20 protein-coding genes are annotated in these 21,059 nt (G+C 55.0%); 4 read left to right on the forward strand and 16 right to left on the reverse strand.

Annotation, left to right across the window (positions count from 1 at the left end; all coding sequences use genetic code 11):
* Positions 1–88: 88 nt before the first annotated feature.
* Positions 89–604, reverse strand: coding sequence for a calcium-binding protein (locus I5192_RS19060; RefSeq protein ID WP_170417928.1), 516 nt, complete (start codon positions 602–604; stop codon positions 89–91).
* Between the two features lie 172 nt (positions 605–776).
* Here I5192_RS19060 and I5192_RS19065 point away from each other — a divergent pair, with 172 nt between their 5' ends.
* Both I5192_RS19065 and I5192_RS19070 read left to right on the forward strand, forming a co-directional pair.
* A complete protein-coding gene (locus I5192_RS19065) occupies positions 777–1,502 on the forward strand; it encodes a response regulator (protein WP_170417925.1) in 726 nt (241 codons plus the stop codon).
* Positions 1,499–2,896: an ATP-binding protein gene (locus I5192_RS19070; RefSeq protein WP_050605707.1), complete on the forward strand. Its 1,398-nt coding sequence runs from the start codon at positions 1,499–1,501 to the stop codon at positions 2,894–2,896. Before I5192_RS19065 ends, I5192_RS19070 begins: the two co-directional genes overlap by 4 nt.
* Positions 2,897–2,969: 73 nt before the next feature.
* Here I5192_RS19070 and I5192_RS19075 read toward each other — a convergent pair whose 3' ends face one another.
* The 4 genes from I5192_RS19075 to I5192_RS19090 all read right to left on the reverse strand — a co-directional run bounded on the left by I5192_RS19075 (position 2,970) and on the right by I5192_RS19090 (position 9,898).
* A complete protein-coding gene (locus I5192_RS19075; RefSeq protein ID WP_170417923.1) occupies positions 2,970–3,590 on the reverse strand; it encodes a trans-aconitate 2-methyltransferase in 621 nt (206 codons plus the stop codon).
* Between the two features lie 565 nt (positions 3,591–4,155).
* On the reverse strand, positions 4,156–4,497 hold the full coding sequence (locus I5192_RS19080; RefSeq protein WP_170417920.1) for a copper-binding protein: 342 nt from the start codon (positions 4,495–4,497) through the stop codon (positions 4,156–4,158).
* 29 nt (positions 4,498–4,526) lie between these two features.
* Positions 4,527–7,706, reverse strand: coding sequence for an efflux RND transporter permease subunit (locus tag I5192_RS19085; protein WP_170417917.1), 3,180 nt, complete (start codon positions 7,704–7,706; stop codon positions 4,527–4,529).
* Positions 7,703–9,898 carry an efflux RND transporter periplasmic adaptor subunit gene (locus I5192_RS19090; RefSeq protein WP_170417912.1) on the reverse strand — a complete coding sequence of 732 codons (2,196 nt, stop codon included), beginning with the start codon at positions 9,896–9,898 and terminating at the stop codon, positions 7,703–7,705. The genes I5192_RS19085 and I5192_RS19090 overlap by 4 nt, the downstream gene beginning before the upstream one ends.
* Before the next feature lie 123 nt (positions 9,899–10,021).
* Between I5192_RS19090 and I5192_RS19095 the strand changes: the two genes are divergently transcribed.
* Positions 10,022–10,213: a hypothetical protein gene (locus tag I5192_RS19095; RefSeq protein ID WP_170608328.1), complete on the forward strand. Its 192-nt coding sequence runs from the start codon at positions 10,022–10,024 to the stop codon at positions 10,211–10,213.
* A gap of 302 nt (positions 10,214–10,515) precedes the next feature.
* On the opposite strand, the gene cueR is transcribed toward I5192_RS19095, so the two are convergent.
* Positions 10,516–10,902: a Cu(I)-responsive transcriptional regulator gene (gene cueR, locus I5192_RS19100; RefSeq protein ID WP_152460772.1), complete on the reverse strand. Its 387-nt coding sequence runs from the start codon at positions 10,900–10,902 to the stop codon at positions 10,516–10,518.
* A 15-nt stretch (positions 10,903–10,917) separates the two neighbouring features.
* Positions 10,918–13,428 carry a heavy metal translocating P-type ATPase gene (locus I5192_RS19105; protein ID WP_170417908.1) on the reverse strand — a complete coding sequence of 837 codons (2,511 nt, stop codon included), beginning with the start codon at positions 13,426–13,428 and terminating at the stop codon, positions 10,918–10,920.
* 173 nt (positions 13,429–13,601) lie between these two features.
* On the opposite strand from I5192_RS19105, the gene I5192_RS19110 reads away from it, so the two are divergent.
* Complete coding sequence (locus I5192_RS19110; protein ID WP_170417905.1) at positions 13,602–13,799, forward strand: heavy-metal-associated domain-containing protein; 198 nt, start codon at positions 13,602–13,604, stop codon at positions 13,797–13,799.
* 37 nt (positions 13,800–13,836) lie between these two features.
* On the opposite strand, the gene I5192_RS19115 is transcribed toward I5192_RS19110, so the two are convergent.
* From I5192_RS19115 to I5192_RS19155, 9 genes are all read right to left on the reverse strand, one after another.
* The gene (locus I5192_RS19115) at positions 13,837–14,529 is read right to left on the reverse strand and encodes a DsbA family protein (RefSeq protein WP_170418016.1); all 693 of its coding nucleotides are present in this window, start codon (positions 14,527–14,529) and stop codon (positions 13,837–13,839) included.
* A 37-nt stretch (positions 14,530–14,566) separates the two neighbouring features.
* Positions 14,567–15,040 carry a c-type cytochrome gene (locus I5192_RS19120; RefSeq protein ID WP_171724989.1) on the reverse strand — a complete coding sequence of 158 codons (474 nt, stop codon included), beginning with the start codon at positions 15,038–15,040 and terminating at the stop codon, positions 14,567–14,569.
* Positions 15,040–16,410 carry a multicopper oxidase family protein gene (locus I5192_RS19125; RefSeq protein WP_170417903.1) on the reverse strand — a complete coding sequence of 457 codons (1,371 nt, stop codon included), beginning with the start codon at positions 16,408–16,410 and terminating at the stop codon, positions 15,040–15,042. Before I5192_RS19125 ends, I5192_RS19120 begins: the two co-directional genes overlap by 1 nt.
* Before the next feature lie 39 nt (positions 16,411–16,449).
* The gene (locus I5192_RS19130) at positions 16,450–17,349 is read right to left on the reverse strand and encodes a cytochrome c (protein ID WP_170417899.1); all 900 of its coding nucleotides are present in this window, start codon (positions 17,347–17,349) and stop codon (positions 16,450–16,452) included.
* 9 nt (positions 17,350–17,358) lie between these two features.
* Positions 17,359–17,928: a cytochrome c gene (locus tag I5192_RS19135; RefSeq protein WP_170417895.1), complete on the reverse strand. Its 570-nt coding sequence runs from the start codon at positions 17,926–17,928 to the stop codon at positions 17,359–17,361.
* 60 nt (positions 17,929–17,988) lie between these two features.
* Entirely contained in the window at positions 17,989–18,171 is a 183-nt protein-coding gene (locus tag I5192_RS19140) for a hypothetical protein (protein ID WP_157054267.1), read from the reverse strand.
* Positions 18,172–18,324: 153 nt separating this feature from the next.
* On the reverse strand, positions 18,325–18,774 hold the full coding sequence (locus I5192_RS19145) for a cytochrome c (RefSeq protein ID WP_170417891.1): 450 nt from the start codon (positions 18,772–18,774) through the stop codon (positions 18,325–18,327).
* Positions 18,775–18,841: 67 nt separating this feature from the next.
* Positions 18,842–19,432, reverse strand: coding sequence for a L,D-transpeptidase (locus tag I5192_RS19150; protein WP_170417888.1), 591 nt, complete (start codon positions 19,430–19,432; stop codon positions 18,842–18,844).
* A 634-nt stretch (positions 19,433–20,066) separates the two neighbouring features.
* Complete coding sequence (locus tag I5192_RS19155) at positions 20,067–20,720, reverse strand: L,D-transpeptidase (protein WP_050605720.1); 654 nt, start codon at positions 20,718–20,720, stop codon at positions 20,067–20,069.
* Positions 20,721–21,059: the final 339 nt, after the last annotated feature.

Genomic DNA, 21,059 nt, shown 5'->3' on the forward strand with positions numbered 1-21,059 from the left:
CAAACCCCATTCCAGCGCCATAGCCCATCATCGCTTTGTTCCTCAGTGGTTTGTGCCGAGTGCGATGACCCGGCTACACGGTTGCGTTTCAGTTGTTGGTTTCAGAAGCCTTTGTCACAGGTTTCGAGGCCTTCATGCCGTGTTTCGGCGACATCGTCTTTGCGCCTTTCTCGATTTCCCCTGTGGTCACAACGCCATCGCCATTGGCATCAAGATGCTGAAATCGGTCCACCATGGTTTCGCGGATCATCCCGGAATGCAGCGCTTCGAACTCATCAATCGACAGGTTGCCATCTCCATTGACGTCATGCGCCTGCATCCGGGCCTTCAGACCTTCGGCGATCTCAGATTCGCTCGGGCGACCGTCCTCGTCCATGTCCAGAACCGCCAGCCAGTTGCCGCCCATCATCTGGCCATGCATTTTCACCATCATTTGCATCATGCCTGCGTGATCGCCCATCATGCCGCCGGGCGCACCCTGCATCATGCCGCCCTCATGGCCCTGCATCTGCGCGCTGCTGCCATGCTGACCGGCGGCAAGCGCGGGCAGCGCCATCAAAGTCGCGGCAATGGCTCCAGCGGCCAGCGTGAAGGTACGTTTCATGACTTTCACCTCTCGGGTTTTTGTTTCTACACAAAGCATATGGCCGCCCTCGGTCGCGCCACCACCCCCCTGCTCAACCCGGTTTGTATCGTTGTGTCGCAGCCCGCCCAACTGATACAAAGGGATACAAAAAAGCCGGGATTTGTACCGCGCCGGGGCTTATGATTGCGCCATGACTGAAGCACCACATATCTTGATTGTCGACGACCACCGCGAAATCCGTGATGCTGTCAGCCGCTATCTGGAAAAGAATGGGTTGCGCGCCAGTACCGCGCGCGACGCAACCGAGATGGACGCACGACTGGCGGCCGGTCGGATTGATCTTATCGTACTCGACATCATGATGCCGGGCGAAAACGGATTGTCGGTCTGTCGCCGCCTGTCCGCGGCCGGTGGCCCGCCGATCCTGATGCTGACAGCCCTCAGCGATGACACCGACCGTATCGTGGGTTTAGAGATCGGCGCCGATGACTACCTGCCCAAACCATTCAACCCACGTGAATTGCTGGCCCGGATCAAGGCGATCCTGCGGCGTTCCGAAACCACCGTCCCCCCGGCTGGCGATCTGAGCGGCAAACGGATCGCCTTTGGAAGCTGGGTTCTGGATGCCGACAGTCGCACCTTGATATCCGCCGAAGGGGCCGAAGAAAGTCTGACCACCGCCGATGTCCGGCTGCTGGCCGTATTCCTGCAGCGGCCCCGCAAACTCCTGTCGCGAGACGAACTGCTGGATTTGACCGCCGGCCGCAGCCCGCACTTGTTCGACCGTACGATCGACAACCAGGTCAGCCGCTTGCGTCGCAAGATCGAAGCTGACCCAACGCGGCCGAAGCTCATCACCACGATAAGAGGTGGCGGTTATTGCCTGTCGACCGACGTGAGCGAGCTTACGGGATGAAAGCCTTTGCCCAAAGTCTGCGCGGTCAGCTTATCCTTTTGATCATCGCCGCGCTGGCTGCCGCGCAACTGGTCAGCCTGTGGCTGTTCGTCGACGAACGCTCAATGGCAGTGCACATGGCCCTTGGCCTGGAAACCGCCGGACGCGCCGCAAACATCGCGCGGCTGATTGAAGAAGCTCCACCCGAGATGCACGACGCGATCCTGCGGGCGGCAAGTTCTCCACTGGTGCGTTTCAGCCTTACAGATACGCCCGCAGTCGATCACACCGGACATAGCGCTGGTGGGACGGTCGAAAACACAATCCGCAGAATTCTGCCAGGCTATGAAAACCGTCCCATCCGGGTAGAGTTGCATGAGTTCTCTCCCGATATGCTGCCGGTTGAAGGTGTTCCGTCTACAATGGCTGAAATGCACATGGCAATGATGCGTGATCACGTTTCCGCAATTGAAATGCAGCTGTCGATCGCTCTGACGACCGATCAATGGCTCAACGTGGATACCCGGTTCCATAACCCTCCTCTGCAATGGCCTTTGCAGTCCTTCGTCAGCTTCGGTTTCACTGCAACTTTAATTCTTGGAGCAGCCATTTGGTTTCTACTGACACGGCTGACCGGCCCGTTGCGCCGCCTGTCACTGGCTGCAGACCAGTTTGGTCGCGGTGAAGACGTCCAGGAACTGACGGTTTCTGGTCCGACCGAGGTGCGAGATTTGACGCAGGCGTTCAACCATATGCGTGATAGGCTGACTCGCTATGTTGCCGATCGGACCAGACTATTGGGGGCGCTGGGTCACGATTTGCGGTCGCCACTGACGGGATTGCGGGTTCGCGCCGAACTGGTGGAGGAAGAGGAGACCCGTGACCATCTGATCGAGACCATCGAGGAAATGCAGGAGATGGTGGACTCCACCCTGTCATTTGCCAAGGGCGTGGCCACGCGCGAACCTTCCAGTACCGTCCCAATTGGTGAATTCGTAACCAAAACGACCGAAGACATTGTGCAAGCCGGTGACACGGTTGAAGTATCGGTCGCAGACAATCCGGCCGTCACGCTTCGGCCGATGCTGATGAAGCGAGCTCTGCGCAATATCATTGAAAACGCCTGCCGGTATGGTGCCCGGGCCAACGTCTCAGTCATGCAAGAGGGGAATGAGGCAAAAATATTGATCCAGGATCAGGGGCCCGGCATCCCCGAGCATATGCTCGATGCGGTATTCGACCCATTCGTGCGGCTTGAAACATCCCGCTCGCGAGAGACTGGCGGAACCGGCTTGGGGCTGTCGATCGCACGTACGATCATCCAGTCGCACGGTGGCACGATAGAATTGCTAAACGGGGAAACTGGCGGCTTGTGCGCTAAGGTGGTTCTGCCAGTTTTTGAGGGCCAAACGTAACTTGTGAACACAATCGGCATGCCCCGAAAGCTTATTGGAAGCGTACCGCTTTGGGCCAGTTTCAGGTGTGGGCTCAAACGCAGCGGCGGAGAACACTGAACTGGAAAGACTGACTTTCCCCCCAAGAGGTTTGGTGCAGGTGATGGCGATGCGCGACGAGTTCAAAGTGTTCCTCAAAAAGCACGGCGATATCGCTCGGACTATAGCGGGCGACAGGGAGACCACTGCAAGTCTCCGGCCCATCAAGTGCAAACGTAGCAATGATCACATGGCCGCCAATTTTTACCCCTTTCTTCACGCTTTCCAGATAGGCCGCGCGTTGCGATGTATCCACGAGAAAGTGAAAAACCGCCCTATCATGCCAGACGTCATATCTGCGATCGGGGACCCAAGAAGTTATATCTGCAGAAATCCAAGTGACTGTTTCAGCGGCGCGCCCCAACCTTTCCCGGGCCGTGTCCAACGCGACCTGCGATAGATCGAGAACTGTCACGTCATGGAGCCCCTTCGCAAGCAACGCTCCAGCAAGACGAGATGTACCTCCACCAATGTCGATGACGGATGAAGGCTTAGACACTCTGATCAACTCGATGAGTTCAAGCGATATCTCTGGATCATCCTCGTGCCAACTCAATTGGGTGTCAAACTTCTCGCCATAGACATCGTCCCAGTGCTCTCTTGTGTTAGCTGTCATGTCGTATCGTTTTCCCAAGTCGTCGCCCTGGAGATATCCTCATTTTGACCGCTCCGCGCTGCGTTTTCGACTGAAGCAAAAACCAACAAGGCAACGCCCCAGACAATTCGACGCTGGTCCGTTGAATGGCCGCGTGAAGTCATCTCGGCGACAATGTAGTACACACATTCCAATTGTGAAATGTTTTAGGTGGGATTTGCTTGTCGGTCAGATTTCCACTGGGCTGCGCAAGTAGCTCCAGAATTTTGCGCAGTTTAACTGCAGTGGCGCGGGCCGGAGATACCGAAGCGTTGGCAGTTTGTGTACTGCTTGCCTGGATTGCTCTGTTCAATCAGTATAGCCGGAAGATTTTCTGAGCTTTGGAGCTTCAATCAGTCAACGAATTGCTTAAAGCGCCTTTAACCGACAATGGACTGATAACTTATGAGCAGAGCCACAGATCGTTGAAATACGATTTGGTTCTTGAGTGGCTCCTACTCCATTTCTCTTAGTTCATAGAATTTCCTACAGTCGTTGAAACGGCGAACAATCACATCATTGGTGAATAGCTGCCGCATCAACAGACTCAGTTTTTCATGATCGCGCCGATCGCATACATACCATCATCGCTTTTGACCAACATCAGTGTGACTTCGTCACCTGCGCTGATCTCACCCATCATCTGGGCATTCTCAAGAAGCTGCAAATCCATCGTCATCGCGGGCCACCCGATCTCGGGGATCGGATCATGGCTGACGTTAGCGGTTTCGTCGCCAATTGAGTTCACCAAAGCCTTTGCGTGGACCGCACCTTCCATCTGTTCGGAAGACATGGGCATGTTGGAATGGTCCATGCCGTGGTTCGTTTGCGCGATGCCGGATGTTGTAGACACGGCCAATAGGGCCAAAATTGCAGTCAAAGTTTTCATCAGATGCTCCTGTTTCAAGGTTGTGGGTATTATTCTGCCGGAAGCGCAGGGGGCACTTCCTGGATCGTGTGGGAGATCTCTCGGTTCACGCGATTGAGCGCGAGCCGTTTCCAAATCACGAATATTGCGGGAATGACAAAAAGCGTAAGAAGGGTCGCTGTCACCATGCCCCCAATCATCGGCGCAGCGATCCGCTGCATGATTTCAGAGCCTGTACCGGTGCCGTACATGATGGGTATCAGTGCTGCAAAGATCGTGGCTACAGTCATTACCTTCGGCCGAACCCGAAGAACGGCTCCTTCGAACACCGCGTCTTCGATATCGTCACGTGTCAGCTTTCGCTGTTCCGATTGCGCCAGCCCTCGACGTTTCTCCCAAGCAAGATTGAGGTACAACAACATGACAATCGCTGTTTCCACGGCAACTCCCGCCAGCGCGATGAAGCCCACGAGCACAGCAATTGAGATATCGAAGTTAAGATACCATAAGAACCAAACCCCACCTGCCAATGCGACCGGGAGCGCCGCAAGAATTATCCCGACCTCAATCACCCGATTGAACGCCAAGAAAAGCATGAGCGTGATAATTAGCAGGGTTGCAGGAGCAACGATCGTCAACCTGTCCTGCATTCTCTCTATGTACTCATACTGCCCTGACCAAGTCAGCGAGTAACCTGGAGGCAGGTCGACCTTTTCTGTAACCACCTCTTGTGCTTCGGCCACATAGCCGCCCAGGTCGCGCCCCGCGATGTCGATGAACACGAACCCAGTTCGTCGAGCGTTCTCTGATCGTATCATTCCCGGCCCGTCAACTATTCGAATATCGGCGAGAGCGGACAGTGGCACATGAGCACCCGACGGCGTGACGACAGGAAGATTTTCGAGCCGTTCCGGGCTGTCTCGCCATGCCTGAGGGTACCGAAGGTTTATAGGAAACCTCTCCAGCCCCTCCACAGATTCCGACACTTGCATACCGCCAATTGCGGTCTGCACTACGTCCTGAACTTCTCGAACACTCATCATGTATCGGGAGGCGGCATCTCGTTTGACGTCGATTTCGATGAAACGCCCGCCAACAGGTCGCTCTGCGTAGGCGGAAGCCGTTCCATCAATATCAGCGACCGCACGCTCTACTTCGATCCCTATATCTGTAATGACCTCCAAGTCGGTGCCGGATATTTTGACACCGACAGGAGTACGGATACCTGTCGCAAGCATATCGATGCGGTTCTTGATAGGTTGGATCCAAACATTTGTAACGCCCGGAACCTGAACGATACGATCGAGCTCATTCCGGATTTTCTCCATTGTCATGCCGGGGCGCCATTCTTCTTCCGGCTTGAGTTGGATTGTGGTCTCCACCATCGTTAGAGGTGCTGGATCGGTTGCAGTCTCCGCACGCCCAACTTTACCGTGAACAGTTTCGACTTCTGGCACGGTCGCGATCAGGCGGTTGGTCTGCTGCAGTACCTCACGGGCTTTTCCCGTCGAGATCCCGGGGTAGAAGCTCGGCATGTAGAGAAAATCACCTTCGTTCAACTCGGGCATGAATTCAGAGCCAATTCTCTGGTACGGGTACCACATGGACGTCACCAGAACGCCGGCCAACAGTGTTGTTGCCCATGGCCAGGCAATTGCCGCGTCCAGAAATGGGCGGTACACGAACACAACCAAGCGATTTAGCGGATTTTTTCGCTCCGGTAGAATACGCCCCCTTACAAAGTAACCCATCAAGACCGGAACCAGCGTTATCGAAAGGATGGCGGCTGCAGCCATGGCGTAGGTTTTGGTATAAGCGAGTGGCGAGAAGAGCCTACCTTCCTGATTTTCCAGAACGAAAACAGGCAAAAAACTAACCGTGATAATCGCCAGAGAATAAAAAAGGGCTGGTCCCACCTCAGAAGCGCACTCTTGCACAATCCGCCATCGGTTCTCTGCTGTGAGCTTTTCTTTTTCCAACCGCCTGTGCATCGCCTCGATCATCACAATCGATGCGTCGACCATCGCACCAATAGCGATGGCTATGCCGCCGAGCGACATGATGTTTGCGTTTACTCCTTGCGCCTTCATCAGAATAAATGCGGCAAAGATTCCCAGAGGGAGCGACAGAAGAATTACGAGGGATGACCGCAGATGAAGTAGAAAAGCCGCGCACACAAGAACAACGACAATGAATTCCTGCGTCAGTTTCTTCTGGAGGTTATCGATAGCACGCTCGATCACACCAGATCGGTCGTAGGTCGTTATGATTTCGACCCCCTCCGGCAGGTTTGAGCGCAACTCTTCGATGCGCGCCTCCACCGCTTTGATCGTTGCCAACGCATTCCCACCCCATCGCAGAATGACTACTCCACCAACCGCGTCTCCTTGCCCGTCGAGTTCTCCGACACCGCGCCGCATTTCCGGCCCCAGACGGATTTCAGCGACGTCTCCAAGCGTCAGAGCGGCGCCACGGTCGTTGACCATCAACGGCGCGCTTGCAAGGTCTGACAATTCGTCAATGTAGCCCGAGGACCTGACCATGAATTCGGCTTCCCCCATCTCAATGACGCTGCCGCCCGTCTCGCGGTTGGCCGCCTGAATAGCCGTCCTCAATTGTGCAAGTGTTATGTCATAGGCACGTAGTTTGTTTGGGTCGACGACGACCTGGTACTGTTTGACCATTCCGCCGATGGTGGCGACTTCTGAGACGCCTTCCACGGCTTGTAATTCGTATTTCAGAAACCAATCCTGCAGAGTCCTGAGCTGAGCCAGATCATGATTTCCGGTTCTGTCAACCAGCGCATACTGATAAATCCACCCGACCCCAGTCGCATCAGGGCCAAGTTGTGGTGACACGCCCTCAGGTAAGCTGCCGGTAATCTGGCCCAAGTATTCGAGCACACGCGACCGAGCCCAGTAGAGGTCCGTCCCGTCCTCAAAGACAACATATACAAAGCTGTCTCCAAAGAACGAGAACCCGCGAACGTCTTTTGCACCGGGTACGGCCAATAGGGCTGTCGCAAGTGGATATGTGATTTGGTTTTCGACAACTTGAGGCGCTTGCCCGGGATATGGCGTGCGAACAATTACCTGGACATCCGACAGATCCGGGATTGCATCAACCGGCGTCTCACGAATGGCCCAAATACCCGCAACTCCTATCATGAATGCGAGGGCCAAGATGACGAACCTGTTGGCGAGCGAAGAACGAATGATGGCCGTGATCACTGCGTAACACTCCCATCAAGCGCGACCTCTAACAGCGTCATCGAAAAGTCGGGATTGCGGCGAAGGATCAAAGAAACATCAATCCCTACAGGCAAGTTAGAAACCTCAATCCCCTCCGCAACCGGGAAATCCATGGTCATGCCCGGCATGCCGATCTCAGTCATCGGACCGTGTGTTACGTTCGCGGTACGCGCGTTCGGGTCGATACTGTTAATCCGGCCAGAAACCTGAAGTGGCGGTGCAATAGGCGTTGCCGCAGCCAACACCATTGTCATGCCATCTGCACGCGCGAAAGTCAGAGTCATTTCAGAACCGACTTCGAGCATGCTTGTGTCCAATGTAGGTTCTAATGGGAAATCCATGGTCATTCCGGGCATGCCAATCTCAGTCATCGGCCCGTGAGTGATGGTTGCCGTTCCCGCCTCAGCATTAACGAGGTTGATCGTGCCGGTGACTACAATCGGTGGAGCAGAAGGCGTGTCGGTTTCTTCGGGTTCAACGGAATCCGTCGGCGGCGAGCCCTCTTCGCGAATTGCCACAATCGAGAACATCCCCCCTTCTCCCTCAGCCAGATCAAACTCAATTGGCATGTCGATTGGCACGGTAGTGAGATCTACTCCTACAACAGGCAAATCCATTGTCATGGCGGCCCAACCGAGCTCGGGGATCGGTCCGTGCTCAAGCGTCAATTTGCCGTCTGAAGTGACGGCGCGCGCGATTCCGGCACCAGTTCCGGCAATACCATCGTCTGGTGCAAGCTCCATCAGGCTCAGAAGCCCATCCGCACCCCGTGCGATCACGAAAGCGACTGCGTCGCCTGCACTCAAGCTGTCGAGCGAAACACCAGACCTCACCGGAAACTGCGAAGTCATTGCGGGCCAATCGAGGCTTTCGAGAACATCGTGACGAACAGTTGCCATACGATTTTGGGCATCGAGTGAAACCAGGGTGCCTGCCCCGCGTGCTGGTTCGGTATCCGTTGGTGCCATTCGGGTGAAACCGGCGCTCAAAGCACTTTCACTGTCGATTAGAAACTGTGCGGATGCGACAACTTCCTCACCAGGTTCAAGCCCTTGCAGAACTTCTGTTCGACCCCCCTCGCCGAAACTGTCTCGAAGACCTGTAGTCACCAGTCTCGGGCGAAAAGTACCATCGCCTGTTTTTAAGATGACGCGTTCCGCCGAACCGGTACGAATTAACGCCTCTGATGGAACAGTGAGAACATTTCGGCTTTCATCCGGTATAAGGCTAACACTGCCAAACATGCCCGGCCGCAGCACGCCGTCGGTGTTATCGAAACTAAGCCTTACGGGAAGAGTTCGGGTTTGCGGATCAAGCTCAGGGTAAACATAGTCGATGTCGCCTTCGAAGGTGCGACCGGGTAGGTGCTCGAACCTTGCTATCGCGCGCATATCTTCCGACAAACGTGCAATATCTCGTTCAAATACATCAACGATCAGCCATACTTCAGAAAGATCGGTTACCGAAAAAGCAAGCGTGCCTGGCTGCAGGTACATGCCATCGGCGGCATTCAGAGCTATGACGACACCGTTTTGAGGTGCCTCAATTTCCACATTTCGAACCAACTCACCGCCCGCCTCAATCTCAGCAACCTGACGAGCGGACATACCGTGGCTGATCAACTTATTGCGCGCCGCGTCCAAAATCCGCGGGTCACCAGCTTCGACTGCGCGTACAAGATCGCCGGTCGCAGCTGCGATCAGTGGTGAAAAGAGTTCAAATAAAACTTGCCCCTTCTCAACGCGATCACCGACCGCTCGAACTTTCAGTTGCTCAATCCAACCTTCAACACGCGTATGAACGTGATTGGTCAGGTGTTCGTCAAAGCCGACGAAACCCACCGTTTCGATGCGAGGTTCGATATCAGTCATGCGTGCAACCGCAGTTCGCACACCAATTGCGTTGATTTCCGCAGCGCTCAGGGTGACTTCTTCAGGGTCGCCGGTAGGTTCCTGCCCAGAATAAACCGGGATCAAGTCCATACCCATCGGCGATTTTCCAGGTCCAGGCTGCCGAAAATTCGGATCCATCGGTGCTACCCAATAAAGGACCTCTGGTTCGTTCGACTGGCCCTGATCAATTGGATTCAGGTACAGTCTTTCAAGAAAGACACCTCCACCCAGGCCAATCGCCAAGGCAAGTACTGATAGTGCCGCATATCTTCCACGCATAATAATCTCCTGACGGTCGCAGTGCATGCTCGAACCGAAACAACATGAAAACCCGCGCTGACGGGCCTGTGGATGTTAGGAGATTTGTGGAGGACGATCGGGCGTCAGAGGCGCTTGAGAGTTGTGGATGTCGGAATCCATGTTACGGTTTTTCTGGCCAAAAGCTTCAGCCAAAACCGCAAGTCCTACGTGGGTCGGATATTCGCCAACACAACAGATACCGGAATGACATTCTCCGCTGTGATTTACGTGGCTATCCGTGTGGATTTGGCCAGTCGTCGGATGCAAACCGCTATGGTCGTGTTTGAAGTCTGATGACTTTGCAGCCATTGAAACGCCGTGAGGCTCAGAGGTGCTACTGTTTTTGACGTCACTGCTCGCGACCACAACAGTGCCGACGAAGGTCATCGCCAAGCAGACGCATGTCAGAAACGTCATTCGCAACACTGAGAAAAACTTCCACTTCATCCCGTGCAGTTAGGACGAACGTAACGAGTGTTCAAGCCAGTCGGAGGAAAAAACAGGTGAGTTGGTGCGCTGTATCGAAATGAAGCGGATTCCCGCGAATACACGTAACAAACTGCCAAAATAGGAGGCAGTTCATACGATGAGCGCATCTAAGTTTGGCCGAGGTTCTTCAGGATCGGGCAGTCGGGACGGTGGTCTCCGGCACATTCATCGATTAAATGAGACAGTGTAGCATGCATGGCCTTCAGGTCCGCGATCTTGGCATCTATTTCTTTTAGGTTCTGTTTGGCGATATCCTTCACGTCCGCGCTTGCGCGTTCTTTGTCCTCGTACAACGCCAGTAGTGAACGGCAATCCTCAATGGTAAAGCCCAATGAGCGGGCCCGCCCGATGAAGGCCAGTTTGTGCAGTTCCTTTTCGTCGAAATGTCGATACCCGTTCAGACTGCGCCTGGGTTTGATGAATCCGATATCCTCGTAATAACGGATGGTTTTGGCAGGCAGACCCGAACGTTCTGCTACATCTCCGATATTCACAGCGGTTCTCCTATTCTATTCAGCAGGCGCTGATCGCAGCGCCTGCTCTTCATTCTGCGAGATCTGTTCTCGCCCAACTTTGATCGGCTTAACCCAGCGCAACCGCAGCGCGTTGGTCAGGACAAATACACTGGACAGCGCCATGGCACCTGCAGCCAAAACCGGCGACAGCAACGGGCCGCCAAACGGATAGAGCACCCCCGCTGCAACCGGTATGAGCAGCGTGTTGTAGCTGAAAGCCCAGAACAGGTTTTGGCGGATGTTACGCATGGTGCGCTGACTAATATCGAAGGCGTTGACCACGCCTGTCAGGTCGCCTGACATCAGAACGACGTCAGCCGCCTCGATGGCGATGTCAGTGCCTGTCCCGATCGCAATTCCTACGTCAGCCGCCGCCAGAGCGGGGGCATCATTGATGCCATCACCCACAAAGGCCAGTTTTCCGCCATTTGAGCGCAGATCTTGCAACGCGGATACTTTACCCTCTGGCAGAACCTCGGCCACGACATGATCGATGCCAAGCTGCGCCGCGATGGATTTGGCTGTAGCGGTATTGTCGCCGGTAATCATCGCTACTTTCAGCCCCAGTCCGTGCAAAGCTTCAATTGCGTCTGGCGTGGTGGTCTTGATTGGGTCCGCCACGGCGATGACGGCTGCGATAACTCCGTCTACGGAGGCATAAAGTGGAGTCTTTCCGTTGATTGCGAGTTCAGCGCCCCGATCAGACAACGCGCCCATTTCAACCCCTTCGCGACTCATCAGGCGGTCGGCCCCGATCAGGATTGTATGGCCTTCGACTGAGGCGCTTACCCCGTAACCGGTGATCGACGTGAAGTCTTCTGGCTTCGAAAGCTCCAGACCACGGGTTTCAGCCGCGCGCACGATGGCCGTGGCGATCGGATGTTCGGATGTGACCTCAACGGCAGCAACAAGGCGCAGAACCTCATCCTCGGCCAATCCTTCGGCCACAATCAGGTCGGTCAGCTCCGGACGCCCTTCGGTCAAGGTCCCCGTCTTGTCCACCGCAACAACGGTGGTTTCCTGCAGCATTTGCAAGGCGTCGCCCTTTCGAAACAGGACACCCATCTCGGCCGCGCGGCCGGTGCCGACCATGATTGAGGTGGGTGTGGCCAACCCCATGGCGCAGGGGCAAGCAATGATCAGTACCGCAACCCCGGCTACCAACGCCAAGCTGAGCGCAGGATCGGGTCCGAACAACATCCAAACCAGCACAGTCATTACGGCCACAGCGATCACTACCGGCACGAACCACAGCGTGATGCGGTCAACCAAGCCTTGAATCGGAAGCTTGGCACCCTGTGCTTGTTCGACCATTTGAATGATCTGGGCCAACATAGTGTCTGCGCCGATCTTTTCAGCCCGGTACGTCAATGCGCCCGCGCCATTAACTGTTCCGCCGACCACAGTTGCGCCCTCGGTCTTTTCGGCAGGAACCGGCTCGCCGGTGATCATGCTTTCATCGACATATGACGCGCCGGTCACTACGGCACCATCCACCGCGATTTTTTCGCCCGGTCGAACGTGCACAATATCCCCTACAACGATCTGCTCGATCGGTAGCTCGACAACCGATCCGTCGCGCTCAACGCGCGCTGTTTTTGCCTGCAGACCGACCAGTTTTCGGATCGCTTCACCAGTTCGCCCCTTGGCGCGCGCCTCGAGGAACCTCCCCAGCAATATGAGAACCACGATCACCGCTGCGGCCTCGTAGTAGACGTTTGCGGTTCCGGCGGGAAGAACACCCGGCGCAAAGGTGGAAACAAGCGAGAACCCATAAGCCGCCGAAGTGCCCAGAGCCACCAGAGAATTCATGTCCGGCGCGCCTTTGAACAAGGAAGGGAATCCCTTAGTATAGAACTGCAAACCTGGCCCAAAAAGAACGATCGTGGTTAGAAGGAATTGCAGGTAATAGCTGTTCTGGATGCCGATCGTGCTCGCTATCAGGTGGTGCATGCCCGGAATAACATGCGAGCCCATTTCAAGGATAAAGACCGGCAAAGCGAGCAAGGCGGCAAAGCTTGTTCGCCGGGCCAATTGGCGAATCTCTTTGGCTTTGCGGTCTTGTGGTTCGGTCTGCGTCGCGGATCGCAGGCTCGCCGGATAGCCAGCAGATGCCGCAAGCGCCGCGATGGCTTCGGGTGTTGTGACTCCCTCAGCATAACGTACAGTTGCACTTTCGGTGGCCAGATTGACCGACGCGGACAAGACGCCATCATCTGCTTGCAATGCCCGTTCAACGCGCCCCACGCACGATGCGCAGGACATGTTCTGAATATCCAGCGTTACCTCTTCCGTCCGTGCCAGATATCCGGCGCTGTTTAACGCATCAGCAATGGCCGCTTTATCGGCTGGATCGCGGAAATCGACCTGAACGCTTTCGCTGGCGAGATTAACCGAAGCGGCATCTACCCCTGGCACATCTTTCAACGCGCGCTCAACCCGCCCTACGCAGGACGCACAGCTCATACCCTGAACTTGAAACCTTGCATGTGAAATTTCAGTCATATTGTCACCACCAATGTTCTGCTGACGGGAAACATAAGGGTTCCAGCAAGTGGAAGGTCAAGGGATGGGGCTGACTTTCTTTGCCACTAATTTTGACGATCCAATAATCACGACTTGACCTTCCTGTGCTGGAATACTTTAGCCGGGACGACGGAACACAGGAGCAAACATCCATGACGACCCTAAATATCCCGGATATGAGCTGCGGGCACTGCAAGTCAGCTATCGAAAAAGCCGTTGCCACGGTGGATTCCTCCGCACAGTTGGACTTTGACATGGAAAACCGCAGGGTACGTGTCTTAAGCACCAATTCACTTGATCATATCCTTGCAGCGCTGAAGTCCGAGGGATACGAAGCCACGATCGCATGATAAACTTAGGAGCGCACATGCTGTCGCCCCCTTGGTTCTATCTTGCGTCTCTGACTGCCACGATTAACCGGGTCATTTCATCTTCGGTGATCAGACCCGGGGCAAGCGCATCTCCAATCACAAACGAAGGAGTGCCACTGAAGCCAAGCTGTCGGGCCAATTCCATGGAAATCTGAATATGCGCGTCGACTTCCGGCGCTTCCATATCTGCGCGCAATTGATCCTCGTCCAGGCCAAGTTCCCGAACAACTTTCAGTACACTGGCCTCAGTGGCACGACCGTTCAGAGCCATAAGCGCCCAATGAAATTCTTCGTATTTTCCCTGGTTTCGTGAGGCCAGCGCAGCGCGTGCCGCGAAGTCGGAACCTTCTCCAAGTATGGGCCATTCTCGATAAACAATTCGCACATCGGAATCGCCCGCGATTACGTTCTTCACGACCGGGGCAGCGCGTTTGCAATATGGGCAGTTATAGTCGAAAAACTCGACCACGGTTACATCGCCTTCCGGGTTTCCGATTACAGGCGCATTCGGATCCTGTTCCAGCAATTCACGCTGATTTTCCAAGACGCTTCCAATTGCTTCGGCTTTTGCCTGATCCTCGCGCTGTTGAAGCAATTGAATCGCCTGCATGATGATCTCAGGGTTTTCCAAAATGGCTTCGAGAGCCAGCCGTTTTACATCGGAGTCAGACAGCTCGTCGGCGCGTGCCATAGGAATGCCAATCGACATGGCGATAGCGACTAAGCCTGCAAGTATTCGTTTCACATCAGTTTCCTTCCGTTTGTTCTGCTTCGGTGCGTTGCTCTTGCAGCTTGCGTTCCCGATCCGGCCAACTCTCCTGGATGAAGGCGAGGATGTCCCAGATATCCTGATCCGACAGAGTGTCCCCGAAGCCTGGCATGCCGCTTTTGACGTCAGCGACACCCATCTGTTTCAAAGTTTGGTCCCCGCCAAACTTTGTATAGTCGAACAACAGCTTGTCGCCGTGATGCCAGGTATGCCCGGTTCGGTCATGCGGGGGCGCCCGCAAGACGCCATCCGGATCAGGTGTTTGCCAATCCTGCTGACCCTCCAAATTTGCCCCGTGGCATGACGCGCAGTTTTCGGCGTACAAAACTGCACCACGTGCCGAATCCGCTGATGCACTGTTCTGCGCACGCCCACTCAGGCCCCAGCCAGCGACCGCGACAATGATCACTACAGCAGCCAGTGACACCCATTTCGCCGAACTCTTGTTCATCATGCCACGCTCAGCCAGGTCTTCATACCAGCGGCCTGATGCGACAGCATATGGCAATGAAACAGCCAATCCCCCGGGTTATCCGCAACGAACGCAATCTCCCGCTTTTCTATCCGGTCAACCAGGATTGTGTCCCGCAGCGGCCCTAGGTTGCCGTTTGGCAGAACTTCCTGAAAGTGCGTCCCGTGCAAGTGCATAGCGTGCGGAAAGACGGTGTCGTTCTGCATCTGAATCCGGACTATGTCGCCACGCGAAACGGCAGCAAGGGGGTTTTCAGGTAACCCGGCGACACCGTTGAATGTCCAGATCTGCCCTTCCTGAACCAATTCATTGGTGCTCATGACCTGGCCGTTAAAAGTGCCTTGACGCAGTCCGCCCATCGCCCCGCCTTCCATCACTAATGGGATTGTCAAAGCGTCAGAAACATCTTCGAGAAAGGAAACAGGGTTGGGTGGCAGGGCTTCTATTGCACCGCGGTTTGCGGATGCACCGCTTCCCGAAACCGGGATTTCAGCAATGACAAACGATTCATCGCGTTCGTGAAGAGTTATTTGAACGGCTTCGTTCGATTCCGCTGTGACATCAACAATTAAGTCTGCTCGCTGTGCAGGCCCAAAAACAAGGGTTTCAAAATCCTCTGGCTGCCTTACAGGCATGCCATCATAAGCGACCAGTTTCCCGTTTGCGCCACCTACTGAGACATACATGATCCGATCAGTTGCCACGTTGACCATTCGAAGTCGCAAACGCTGGTTTGTCAGAACTTCTGTCATGGGCGATATGTGTGCGTGAACGTAGTTTCCCATTCGGCCTGCATGCGTCCAGTCATGCATCGCGCCGAAATCATCGACGATTTGGGCGTCCTGACCCAACCTCCAGTCATCCAGCAGGATCGTAATGTCATGATCCGTGTCCGGCGGGTCCATTTCGTCGACGATGAACGCGCCGTAAAGGCCCCTGGCCACTTGTTCCGTTGACTGGTTATGAGAGTGGTACCAGAAGGTTCCTGCATCCTTCAGAGGCAAGTCATACTGAAACTCGCCGCTTGTTGGTACAGCCTCCTGTGTAAGACCCGGCACCCCATCCATGTTGTTTGGAACCCGCAGTCCATGCCAATGGATTGCCGTAGGCTGAGGCAGTGAGTTCAGGAGTGTCCGGCGAACCGTTTCGCCCTGCCGGGCACGAATTTCGGGGCCCGGAACACCGCCATCATATCCCCATATCTCGGTTTCAGGATAGCTGTCGGGGGCAACACGTGCCAATCCTGAACGCGCCTCGATTATTCGGGGGGCGGTAGCCGCCCTCCCGATAGTCGGCACTGCGATTAGTGCCGACGTGCCTGCAACGAATTGCCTGCGATTGAGCTTCATGAGGACTTCCCTCCAAAGAAAATTTGATCTCTCACTCGATTACCCCCCGTCGTGCACATCCAGCAGATAGGTCGCCATTGCCTTCCGGTCTTCGTCTGTCAGAAAGCTGGTGCCATAGTTTACGACCTCTCCCATGGCGCCGCCGAAGACATCGCCATCAGGCATGACGCCGGTGCGCAACGCGTAGGCCAAATCATCTACCGTCCAACCACGCTTTTGCAGGGTCTCAAAGTCGATGGCCGGTGCCTTGTCACCGCCCGGCAGAGAGTCACTTCCCTTGAAGTGTTCCGTGTCCGAATTTCTTGCGCCAGCCAGGTTCCTCCCGGTGTGGCAGGCCGCACAATGTGTGGCACCTTCGACCAGTAGCCGGCCCCGGTTCCACACTTCGTCATTGCCCGGCACGGGATCAGTGCGGGGTGGTTCCAGAAAAGCCGCGCGCCACAGCTTCAGGCCCCATCTCTGATTGAAGGGGAACGCCATTTCCTGTTCTTTTGACGGTTCCGCTACCGGTGGAACTGTTTGCCATGCGGCCCAGAGATCGGCGATGTCCTGATCCGTGAAATTGGCATAGAATGGATAAGGAAAGGCCGGGTAATAGGGTTGTCCGCCGGGTGATACGCCTTGACGCACCGCGCGGGCGAACTCCTCGATTGTCCAATCACCGATCCCGTGATCGGGATCTGTGGTCAGGTTCGGCGAAAAGAGCGTGCCGAACGGGGTATCCAACTCCACCCCACCGGCCAAGGCCGCGCCCCCTTTGGCAAAATCTGTGTGGCAAGCGATACAACCACTTGCCCTTGCCAGATACGCCCCGCGGTTAACGTCACCCTGAATGTCGAGAGCTTGTAAGGGCTGGCCAATCGGCCAAGCCATCACAGCAACAAGTCCCGCTGACGCCGCTACGGCGGCAGCAAGGCCCAATCGGAATATCGGTCTCATGACGCATTCCTATTCCGACCGAAATTGCGTGTGACACGCCGAGCATGTCTGGCTCAGCATCATGAACACACCATCTGCCGGCATTTCAGAAAGTTGTGCCTGGTTTGGACTGCCGCCCATCATTCCGGCACCCATCATAGAACCGCCACCCATCATGGATGCGCCGCCCATCATGCCCGAACCATGGCCCGACCCGGACATCATCAACCCGTTGTCCGCCGCAAGCACAAGGCCTTCAGAGTAGGATTCCAACTGCCTGGCTAACTCTGCAAATGAACCCCAATCCTGCCAGATCTCCGATTTGGCCTCCGAGGGTTTGCCATCAGATCCCTCTGGAAACAGCTTTGTCATGCTCTCGCCAGCGTGACGCCCGATTTTCTTGGCCTCGCTTCGTACCGTTTGCGCATTGTAGGGCGTTTTCCCCTGCATCATCGGCGTAAGGATCTTCATGCTGTCCTTCATCGCGGACATACCATCCATGCGTTCTTTGACGATGCCGGTTGCGCCACCATGCGCCAGGGCGGCGGCTGCAAACAGAGAAACCAGGGCAACGCCTGTGGTCATTTTCAGAATGTTCATTGTTTTGTCCTTGTCGTCTGCTTCGACGCGCCCAGGTTGAGCGCAATTCGACTGGTCAGATCAGGACACGCGGCGGTGGTGGGTCAAACGCCGCGATACCGAGAACCCGGTATTGGGCTCGAGGGATCGAGTATCTTTGTTCAGTATCTTGGGGGCCAGGCGGTGGTGGACCCATCGAAAATAGACCAACAGCGTTGCAAATCGTTCCGCCATGACAATGTCCGGGATGACCCTGCTTGACATGCTCAACGTCCGCGGAGTCCGTTTGGTCAATCACGTGCTGAGAACCACTGCCATGTGCATGAGCAGAATCGGCCGTCACAAGCAGCCCGCCAATGGTCAGCACCATTGACAGTATGATGTAACGAATTGCACTGCCCATTCGGCTCGTCACCTTCAGAAAATCCCGTTTTCCTGCTGCAGCTCTCTGATATACGCCACGATGCCCTTCACATCCGCACGGGTCAAGCCATCGACCGGCGGCATATTGCCGAACTTCCAATGGTGTGCCCGAACTCCATTCTGGACTGCCACATAAAATGACTCGTCCGAATGGTGGCTTGGTTCATAGATTTTATGCACCAAAGGTGGTGCAAGGCCTTCCAGACCTGTTGCATTCGCGCCATGGCACGCCGAGCATTTGGCGTCGAATGCCACTTTGCCGACGGCCGCAAATTCGCTTAGCTGGTCCGGCAGAGTGACGTTTTCGATTGGGTCTCCTTGCTCCAGTGCTGACGTATCGGGCGGCGTCATCGAGTGACCTGTTGGTTGCTGATTTAAGTTGTAGACGAACGCGGCGGCGCCTGCGATCACTACTCCGCCGATCAAGAGTGTAAGTTTATCCATCTCTGTTCTTCACATGATTGTCAGTTCTTAGGTTCAACGCGCGCAAAAAAAATCGGCCTGACCAAGGTCAGATCAGTTTTACCTGAGTGCCCACAGTGGCCAGTTCGAACAATTCCGCAATCTGCTCGTTGTACAAGCCAATGCAGCCGTTGGAGGATCTTCTCCCGATCTTGCGCGTGTCGTTGGTGCCGTGGATCCGGTAGTATTGCCAGCTCAAATAAAGTGCATGTGTCCCCAGAGGATTCTCCGGACCCGGGCCCACATAATCGGGCCAAGCGGGGTTGCGCTTTTTCATTGCTGGTGTCGGTCGCCAAGACGGCCCTTCGACCTTGCGAGTAACTGTGGTGTAGCCCAGCCTTGTAAGGTCTTCCGTCAGCGGTACGCTGGTTGGATACATTCGGTAGACGCTTTCGTCTTCCGACCAATATTGCAGGACCTTGGACTGTGTATCGGACAGGATCACACCATTCTTAAGCGTATCAAAGTGGTCCTGCCATTTAGCAACGCGGAATGAGGAAACATTGCGGCGCGTCCCCTCAGTTGCCGTTGATTGGGCCCAAACGGCCGGTGCTGGAAAAAGCGTCGTCGCAGCAAACGCGGCAATCACTCCACGTCGCGTAACAACCTTTCCTTCTTTGCTCCGTTTCATGCCTGCCATCCCAAAGTTTATTCTTTTTTTCCGACTCAAATAACTCGTATGCCCGGTTCCTGCGCTGGAAGGTCAACACGCAAATGACATTTCATATGGGATGTCTCGTCTGAATTGTCGTTGCCGTTGGCGCAGGGATATTTCCTTAGAAGGCGGACCCAAATCATCAAGTCATTGTGGAAAAGCAATTTTTCTTGGACGTAACTCCAGGCTGCTTTAAGCAAAACCTGACTTTCTTGAATCAACCGAACACAAAAAAGCAACGCTAACAATTGCTTAGTTCTTGGTGAATTGATGTGATCACCCGTCGATGCGAGGGTAGCAGGCACTACAAATGACAATCACAGTGGACTAAACACCATGTCCTTCAGGAAAGCTTTCCAAGCACTGGCCGCACTTTTGTTCATCGGCGCTTGTACCGAAACAACGTCAATATCTGCAGATAGCGAGCCCGGAACGCTTTCCCAAGTTCCTGACGCCGTAGCCCAGATTGCTGCTCCGGGCCAGGACCTGAACGCAGTGAAAATCATGCCTGAGGACGGTTGCTATTGGTATCGCTATGTTGGGCCAGTTGAAACAACCTACCTACCACTTAGGACTATTGAAGGGCGCCCAATCTGTACGCGCGCCTGACAAGCGCCTGTCAGCTGGTCGCGGTCAGAAGCCGCTCGGGAGGGTAGAGATGAGCCGTGGACCCTGGCCTGACACGATCATAAAGCCCGATGATATGTGGCATCGCCATCCTTACGCAGCCAGAACTTGCGCGACCTCCGATAGATCTTGGATAAGGCGTTCCGTGAATTCGCAGGTATGTGTCGCGACCACCTTCGAACAGATAAAACGCCCTTGATCCCAATGGGTTTGTCGGCCCACCGGGCACACCATCTGCGAATTGCGCATATTCATCAGGGTCGCGCTCAATCATTTCGGCTGTAGGAGTCCAACGCGGCCATTTGGCCTTTCGCTTGATCGTGTAGACTCCGGGCTCGTAAAGATTGCCTCGGGCAATGGCTACGCCGTAACGCATTGCTGTGCCACCGTCTTCGATGAAATACAGATATCGTGCCACCGCGTCGACATGAATGTCACCCGGAGTAAGTGGTCGATTGGTTTGCACACGCTGAGGCAGGAAACGTGGGTGTAAACCCCAGGGATTGGATGTTGCGGGATCAAAATTGGCTGGAGTTACTTGCGCATCCCACTCCGACCATTGCGAGGCCGCCGCCGACGTCACTCCAAAAACCGGCTGAGAGAAAATGGCGAGCGAGGCTGCAACAAAATGTCGTCTGGTCAGCATTGATAGCGCTCCTATTGGCTGGTTGGTGTCTGGAGTTAGTACCCAGGGGATTAGACAATCCGCGACGGGGGAAGATTTGTCCATTCAATTATTCGTTCGATATCGCTTCGACCCACCCGCGAGTTTTCAAGGCTTAAAGTGACCTAGGCAGCTTCGTGTTTAACCTGAAACTTCACCAGGCGTCGGGACGACAATGCCTGCTGTTCATACCCCTAAAAACTTCCCTGTTCCGGCCGTGTCTATGCACCAAGTAAGGCCCAAGCAAATGCTGGACTGGTTTGACAGCGTCAAATTCGCTTCGCGCCAAAACAGCTTGACCTTCCATCGTGGGAAGGCGTT

The sequence above is a fragment of the Ruegeria sp. SCSIO 43209 genome (assembly GCF_019904295.1).
Lineage (GTDB): Bacteria > Pseudomonadota > Alphaproteobacteria > Rhodobacterales > Rhodobacteraceae > Ruegeria.